The sequence below is a fragment of the Azospirillum sp. UENF 312511 genome (assembly GCF_058780635.1).
Genome location: NZ_JBSNCG010000005.1, coordinates 1,197,843 through 1,204,940, shown reverse-complemented (window position 1 = coordinate 1,204,940; position 7,098 = coordinate 1,197,843). Strand labels below are relative to the sequence as shown.

General features: G+C 66.6%; 6 protein-coding genes and 1 pseudogene. All 7 read right to left on the bottom strand.

What is annotated here, in order from left to right; genetic code table 11:
* Nucleotides 1-140 precede the first annotated feature (140 nt).
* The 7 genes and pseudogenes from ACWPN7_RS33865 to gcl all read right to left on the bottom strand — a co-directional run bounded on the left by ACWPN7_RS33865 (nucleotide 141) and on the right by gcl (nucleotide 7,044).
* Nucleotides 141-392 carry an IS1/IS1595 family N-terminal zinc-binding domain-containing protein gene (locus ACWPN7_RS33865; RefSeq protein ID WP_349621327.1) on the bottom strand — a complete coding sequence of 84 codons (252 nt, stop codon included), beginning with the start codon at nucleotides 390-392 and terminating at the stop codon, nucleotides 141-143.
* Nucleotides 393-471: 79 nt separating this feature from the next.
* Nucleotides 472-585, bottom strand: a pseudogene (locus ACWPN7_RS33860) (transposase); the annotation flags it as partial.
* 32 nt (nucleotides 586-617) lie between these two features.
* Entirely contained in the window at nucleotides 618-2,096 is a 1,479-nt protein-coding gene (gene pyk / locus ACWPN7_RS33855; RefSeq protein WP_200475194.1) for a pyruvate kinase, read from the bottom strand.
* A 3-nt stretch (nucleotides 2,097-2,099) separates the two neighbouring features.
* Nucleotides 2,100-3,380: a glycerate kinase type-2 family protein gene (locus tag ACWPN7_RS33850; protein WP_206692315.1), complete on the bottom strand. Its 1,281-nt coding sequence runs from the start codon at nucleotides 3,378-3,380 to the stop codon at nucleotides 2,100-2,102.
* 127 nt (nucleotides 3,381-3,507) lie between these two features.
* Nucleotides 3,508-4,407, bottom strand: a complete 900-nt coding sequence (gene glxR, locus ACWPN7_RS33845; RefSeq protein WP_200475192.1) for a 2-hydroxy-3-oxopropionate reductase — start codon at nucleotides 4,405-4,407, stop codon at nucleotides 3,508-3,510.
* 31 nt (nucleotides 4,408-4,438) lie between these two features.
* Nucleotides 4,439-5,227: a hydroxypyruvate isomerase gene (hyi, locus tag ACWPN7_RS33840; protein ID WP_200475191.1), complete on the bottom strand. Its 789-nt coding sequence runs from the start codon at nucleotides 5,225-5,227 to the stop codon at nucleotides 4,439-4,441.
* Between the two features lie 47 nt (nucleotides 5,228-5,274).
* The gene (gcl, locus tag ACWPN7_RS33835; protein WP_492273739.1) at nucleotides 5,275-7,044 is read right to left on the bottom strand and encodes a glyoxylate carboligase; all 1,770 of its coding nucleotides are present in this window, start codon (nucleotides 7,042-7,044) and stop codon (nucleotides 5,275-5,277) included.
* Between the last annotated feature and the right edge of the window lie 54 nt (nucleotides 7,045-7,098).

The window sequence follows — 7,098 nt, the reverse complement described above, 5'->3', positions numbered from 1 at the left end:
GTAGCTGGTTCCGTCGCACGTCCATAGGCGGGCGAGCGAGAGCCCTTGCCCGAGGGGGCACCGTGACCAGCGTCAGCGGCCAGCCACGAACCCGCTCGAGGGGGTATCGCAGAAATGCTGCTGGATGGCCGCGATGGCGCTCATGTCTGCAAGGAGACCAGTCCGCGCAACAGCAGGATCTCGGCGAGATTGCGCAAGCTCAGCTTCAGGCGCAGCCGCCACAGCACGATCAGGAACACCACGTCGGAGGGCAGCTGCAGGCGGTTCAGCACCGAGCCGGTGCGTTCATTGAACCCGCGCCGGCACTCCCGGCAGCGGAAGCGGCGATACCCGTGCGCCGTCCGATCCGAACGCTCGGTCGTGCTTGCCGACTGGCAGTGTGGGCAACGCATTCGTCTCCTCCTCGCTGAGAGGGGAGATCTGGGGAATGGCCAAGCTCCCGGCAACGTGGCGCGACACCTGACGGAACCTCTGATGGACGCCGTGCTTGGCGACCAACTGCGACACCGTAAGCTCGCCCCGGATCGCCTCCAGCGCCACCTTTGCCTTGAGCTCCGCCGAATACCGCTTCCGTTTCCCCGTCATCGGGTCCGTCCTTCATCATGGGCAAATCAAGCTTATCCGACTGTCCGGGAAACGGGGACCAGCTCAGCGGATGCCTCGTCGGACAGGCCATGGCTGGCTTTGACGCTTGCCACCCGAAGAACATTCGTGGCGCCCGGCGTGCCAAAAGGCACACCGGCGGTGATGACCAGACGCTGGCCTGGACCGGCCAGTTCTTCGTGCACCGCAGTCCAACAGGCCCGGCGAACCATTTCCGAAAAATCGCCCACGTCAGCGGTGTGCACCGCATGGACCCCCCAGGCCAGCGACAGGCGGCGTGCAGTGGAGAGGGCAGGCGTCAGGCCCAGCACCGGAACGCCTGGCCGCTGGCGGGCGGCGCGCAACGCCGTCGACCCCGACGTGGTGTAGGCCGCGATCGCCACAGCCCCAACCGTGGCGGCAACTTGCCGCGCGGCGGTCGTGATAGCGTCGGCGGTCGTCGCCTCGGGTTCGGGCCGGGCGGCGCCGGTGATCCGGCGGTGCAGCGGGTCCTGTTCCACACGGCGGACGATGCGGTCCATCATCGCCACGGCCTCCACCGGATAAGCGCCGGAAGCGGATTCCGCTGAGAGCATCACGGCGTCGGCGCCGTCATAGACGGCGGTTGCCACATCGGAGGCTTCCGCCCGCGTCGGCGCTGGCGCGGCCGTCATGGATTCCAGCATCTGCGTCGCAACGATCACCGGACGGCCGAGCGTTCGGCATTGGGCGACGATGCGCTTCTGGGCGCTGGGAACGTCCTCCGGTGGCATCTCCACGCCCAGATCGCCGCGCGCCACCATCACGGCATCCGACATCTCGATGATCGCGCCCAGCGCCGCCATCGCCGCCGGCTTTTCGATCTTGGCGACGATCCCGGCCCGCCCGGCAATCAGGTCCCGCGCCTCGGCCACATCCTCTGGGCGCTGCACGAAAGACAGGGCAATCCAGTCGACGCCCAGGCGAAGGCCGAATTCCAGATCGCCTCTGTCCTTATCGGACAGGGCCGACAACGGCAGGATGACGCCGGGCAGGTTCACCCCCTTCCGGTCCGACAGGACGCCGGAGGTGACCGCGACCGTCTCGGCAAAATCGCCACCACACCGCTCGACCTGCAACCGCATCTTGCCGTCGTCCAGAAGGATGTCAACGCCGGGCGCCAGCACGTCGTAGACTTCCCTGTGCGGAAGCGTCACGCGCGAGGCATCGCCGGGTACATTGGCGGTGTCGAGCCGGAAACGCTGCCCCGCCTCCAGCCGCACCCGCTCTTTGGCGAAACGGCCAATGCGCAGCTTCGGCCCCTGAAGGTCGAGAAGGATGCCGATCGGGCGCTTCACCTCCCGTTCCAGGGCACGGATGATGGTGTGGCGGAGCGCATGATCGTCATGGCTGCCATGGCTAAAATTGAGCCGAAAGACATCGACACCCGCATCATGGATCGCACGAATGGTCTCGGGTGTCGAACTCGCGGGGCCGAGGGTGGCCACGATCTTGGTGCTTCGCTGACGGCGCATCGCTCACCCCTTCCCTTTGGACGGCGGCGCACGGCCGTCGATCAGAATGGCTCGGAAATCATTCACGTTGGTCAGCGTCGGACCCGTCACGACAAGGTCGCCAAGCGCCTGAAAGAATCCATACCCGTCGTTGTCCGCCAGACGCGCCTTGGCATCGATGCCCAGCGCGGCCGCGCGCTTCAGAGTGTCGGGGGCGAGCAGTGCGCCCGCATTGTCCTCCGTGCCGTCGATACCGTCAGTGTCGGCGGCCAGCGCGTGCGCACCCGGCATGCCGTCGAGCGCAACGGCGAGCGCAAGCAGGAATTCGGCATTGCGTCCGCCACGGCCTCGGCCCCGCACGGTCACGGTGGTCTCGCCACCGGACAGCAGCACACAGGGCCCTGACGCTGGCTGACCGTGCTCGACCACTTGGCGGGCGATTCCGGCATGGACCAGCGCGGTCTGGCTCGCCTCGCCTTCGATGGCGTTGCCCAGGATCAGCGACTTATAGCCGGCGCCCCAAGCCACCCCAGAGGCACGCTCCAGCGCCATCTGCGGCGTGGCAATCATGATGGTTCTCACATCCCCGCGCATCTCGCTCGACGCTTCGCCGCCGACGCGGACCGCCGACAGGTGTCGAACCACCGCCGGTGGCGGTTCGATGGCGTATTTCCGCAGGATCGCCAGCGCGTCGGTGGCGGTGGTCCAATCGGGCACCGTGGGGCCGGAAGCGATCACCGCGGGATCGTCCCCCGGCACGTCGGAAATCACCAGGGCTACGACCTGCGCACGCGTGGCGGCAGCCAAGCGGCCGCCCTTGATGGCCGACAACTGTTTGCGTACGCAGTTCATCTCCCCGATCGATGCGCCGGACCGCAGCAGCGCCTTACCCACGGCCTGCTTGTCGGCGATGGAAATTCCCGGCGCCGGAAGGGCAAGCAGGGCGGAGCCCCCGCCGGAGATCAGGCAAAGCAGGAGATCGTCAGGCCCCAACTCACCGGCAAGCGCCAGGATGCGGCGGGCTGCCGCCTCGCCGGCCGCATCGGGCACGGGATGGCCAGCCTCAACCGTCTCGATGACACGGGTCGGCACTCCGTGGCCATAGCGGGTGATTACCAAGCCGGACAAGGGGCCTGACCAATGGCCTTCCACCGCCCGCGCCATCGCGGCGGCCGCCTTTCCCGCACCGACCACGACGGTGCGCCCCCTGGGCGGATCGGGCAGATGTGGCGGAACGCATTGATCGGGCGATGCCGCCGCGACCGCGGCCCGGAACATCGCCTGCAAAAGCTCTTTTGGCTGCATTCTCAAAGTGACCGTTCATTGGGAATGTTGGCTAGGGGAATGTTGGCCGGCGCCTTATCGGCCCTCCGCACACGGGCGACGCCGGCGGGTCCCCGAGGGTTTGCCGCCCCCATGCAGACCACCGTGATTAGAAAGCCGCGCGGTGGTTCTGGCCGACCTCGTGGCCGGCGAGCAGTTCCAGGGCGCGGACAATGCCGGAATGGTCCCAGGCCCTGCCGCCGTTGGCGGCGCAGGCGTTGAACAACTCCTGGCACGTCGCCGTGTTCGGCAGCGATAGGCCGAGCGCGCGGGCGCCGCTCAGTGCGAGGTTCAGGTCCTTCTGGTGCAGTTCGATGCGAAAACCCGGATCGAAGGTGCGCTTCACCATGCGCTCGCCGTGCACCTCCAGCACGCGGGAGGAGGCGAAGCCGCCCATCAGTGCCTGCTGCACCTTTGCCGGGTCGGCGCCGGCCTTGGAGGCAAACAGCAGGGCCTCGGCCACCGCCTCGATGGACAGCGCGACGATGATCTGGTTGGCGACCTTGGTGGTCTGGCCGTCGCCGTTGCCGCCGACCAGCGTGATGTTCTTGCCCATCTTCTCGAACAGCGGCTTCACCGTCTCGAAGGCCTTGTCCGGCCCGCCGACCATGATGGTCAGCGAGGCGGCCTTTGCGCCAACCTCGCCGCCCGACACCGGCGCGTCGAGATAGTCGCAGCCCAGGTCGTTGATCCGCTTGGCGAAGGACTTGGTCTCGATCGGGGAGATGGACGACATGTCCACCACGATCTTGCCCGGCATCAGCCCTTCCGCGACGCCGTTGGCGCCGAACAGGGCGGCTTCGACGTGCGGGGTGTCGGGGACCATCGTGAAGACGATGTCAGCCTTCTCCGCGACCTCGCGGCTGGAGCCGCAGGCGGTCGCGCCCTTGCCGGCCAGGTCTTCCGGAACCGGATTGATGTCGTAGACGTGCAGGGTGTGGCCGGCGTCGAGCAGGTGCCCAACCATCGGGGCGCCCATGATACCGAGACCAATGAATCCGACTTTCATGTTGTTTTCCTCCTGTCAAATTGTCCGCTGTTTATTGACCCGTCCGGTCCGGCGCGGGGCGCCAGGACAGGCCGGCGCTGGTGCCGGCGGTCGGCTTGTATTCGCAGCCGATCCATCCCTCGTAGCCGAGGCGATCGATTGCATCGAAGACGAAGGGATAATTGATCTCTCCGGTGCCCGGCTCGTTGCGGCCGGGGTTGTCGGCAATCTGCACATGCGCGATCTTCGGCAGCAGGCGCTGGATCGTCGGGACGAGGTCACCTTCCATGATCTGCATGTGGTAGACATCGTACTGCAAGTAGAGGTTGTCGGACCCGGCAGCGTCCATCACGCGCTCCGCCTGGGCGGTGGTGCGAAGATGGAAGCCTGGGATGTCGCGGGTGTTGACCGGCTCGATGAGCAGGCGGAGTCCTGCCGCCTTCAGGGCACGGGCCGCGAAGGAAAGATTGTCCAGCAGTGTGCGCTCGACGACATCAGCGGGGATGTCCGCAGGAGTCGTGCCGACGAGGCAGTTGACCTGGGCACAGCCGAGTGCGGTCGCATAGTCGATCGCCCGTCCGACGCCATCCTGAAATTCACCGACGCGGTCCGGCAGCACGGCGATGCCGCGCTCACCGGCCTCCCAATCGCCGGCCGGCAGGTTGTGGAGGACTTGCGTCAGTCCGTATCGGCGCAGGCGCTCGGCCAGTTCCTCCGTGGGGTAGGCGTAAGGGAACAGGTACTCCACGCCGCTGAAGCCATCCCGTGCGGCGGCAGCAAATCGGTCGAGAAACGCATGTTCGCCATAGAGCATCGTCAGATTGGCGGCAAATCTGGGCATGGTTCGTCTTCTCGCGGACAAGTGGCGGACATTCGACTTCCAGCCGGTTAGACCAGAACGGTCGCGGTTTCTTCCGTAGGGAGATCGAGGGTTTCCTCGAACTCGGTGATGGTGTTGATCTCCGTGCCCATGGCGATGTTGGTGACGCGCTCCAGGATGATCTCGACGACCACCGGGACCTGGAACTCGCCCATCCATTTCTGCGCCTGAGTGAAAGCCTCCTGGATGCGGTCCGGGTCAGTGACGCGGATGGCCTTGCAGCCCAGCCCTTCGGCCACCGCGACGTGGTCCACGCCGTAGACGCCGATTTCCGGGGCGTTGATGTTCTCGAAGGAGAGTTGGACTTGGAAGTCCATCTGGAAGGCGCGCTGCGCCTGCCGGATCAGCCCGAGATAGCTGTTGTTCACCAGGACGTGGATGTAGGGCAGCTTGAACTGCGCGCCCACCGCCAGCTCCTCGATCAGGAACTGGAAGTCATAGTCGCCGGACAGTGCGACAATCTTGCGCTTCGGATCGGCCACGCAGACGCCCAGCGCTGCCGGCAGCGTCCAGCCCAGCGGGCCGGCCTGGCCGCAGTTGATCCAGTGCCGCGGCTTGTAGACGTGCAGGAACTGCGCGCCGGCGATCTGCGACAGGCCGATGGTCGAGACGTAGCAGACGTCCTGCCCGAAGGCGGTGTTCATCTCCTGGTAGACGCGCTGCGGCTTGATCGGAACGTTGTCGAAGTCCGACTTGCGCAGCATGGAGCGCTTGCGGGCTTGGCAGGTGGCCACCCACTCCGACCGGTCCTTCAGCTTGCCGGCCGCCTTCCACTCCTTGGCGACCTCGACGAACAGGGCCAGCGCCGCGCCGGCGTCGGACACGATGCCGAGGTCGGGCGCGAAGACACGGCCGATCTGGGTCGGCTCGATGTCCACATGCACGAACTTGCGGCCCTTGGTGTAGACGTCGACCGATCCGGTGTGGCGGTTGGCCCAGCGGTTGCCGATGCCCAGCACGAAGTCGGACGCCAGCATGGCGGCGTTGCCGTAGCGGTGGGCGGTCTGCAGGCCGACCATGCCGGCCATCAGCGGGTGATCGTCCGGAATGGCGCCCCAGGCCATCAGGGTCGGGATGACCGGCAGGCCGGCGACCTCGGCGAACTCCACCAGACGGTCGCTGGCGTCGGCGTTGATGATGCCGCCGCCGGCCACCAGCAGCGGACGCTCCGCCGCGTTCAGCATGGCCAGCGCCTTCTCCACCTGGGCGCGGGTCGCCGCCGGCTTGTAGGTGGGCAGCGGCTCGTAGGCGTCGGGATCGAACTCGATCTCGGCCATCTGCACGTCGATCGGCAGATCGAGCAGCACCGGGCCGGGCCGGCCGGAGCGCATCAGGTGGAAGGCCTGCTGGAAGGCGTAGGGGACCTGCCCCGGCTCCAGCACGGTGACCGCCCACTTGGCGACCGGCTTGGCGATGGACGGGATGTCCACGGCCTGGAAGTCCTCCTTGTGCAGGCGGGCGCGCGGCGCCTGGCCGGTGATGCACAGGATCGGAATGGAGTCGGCGGAGGCCGAGTAGAGACCGGTGATCATGTCGGTGCCGGCGGGGCCGGAGGTGCCGACGCACACGCCGATGTTGCCCGCGGTGGCCCGGGTGTAGCCCTCGGCCATGTGGGAAGCGCCCTCGACATGGCGGGCCAGCACATGGCCGATGCGGCTGTTGCGTTGCAGCGCCGCGTAGAACGGATTGATGGCCGCTCCGGGGACGCCAAAGCAGACGGACACGCCTTCCTTTTCCAGGACATGCACCGCCGCTTCAATCGCCATCATTCTCGTCATGTTGAAAACTCGTCCATGGGGTTGATTTTCCACATTGAAGATCTTGAGATCTTT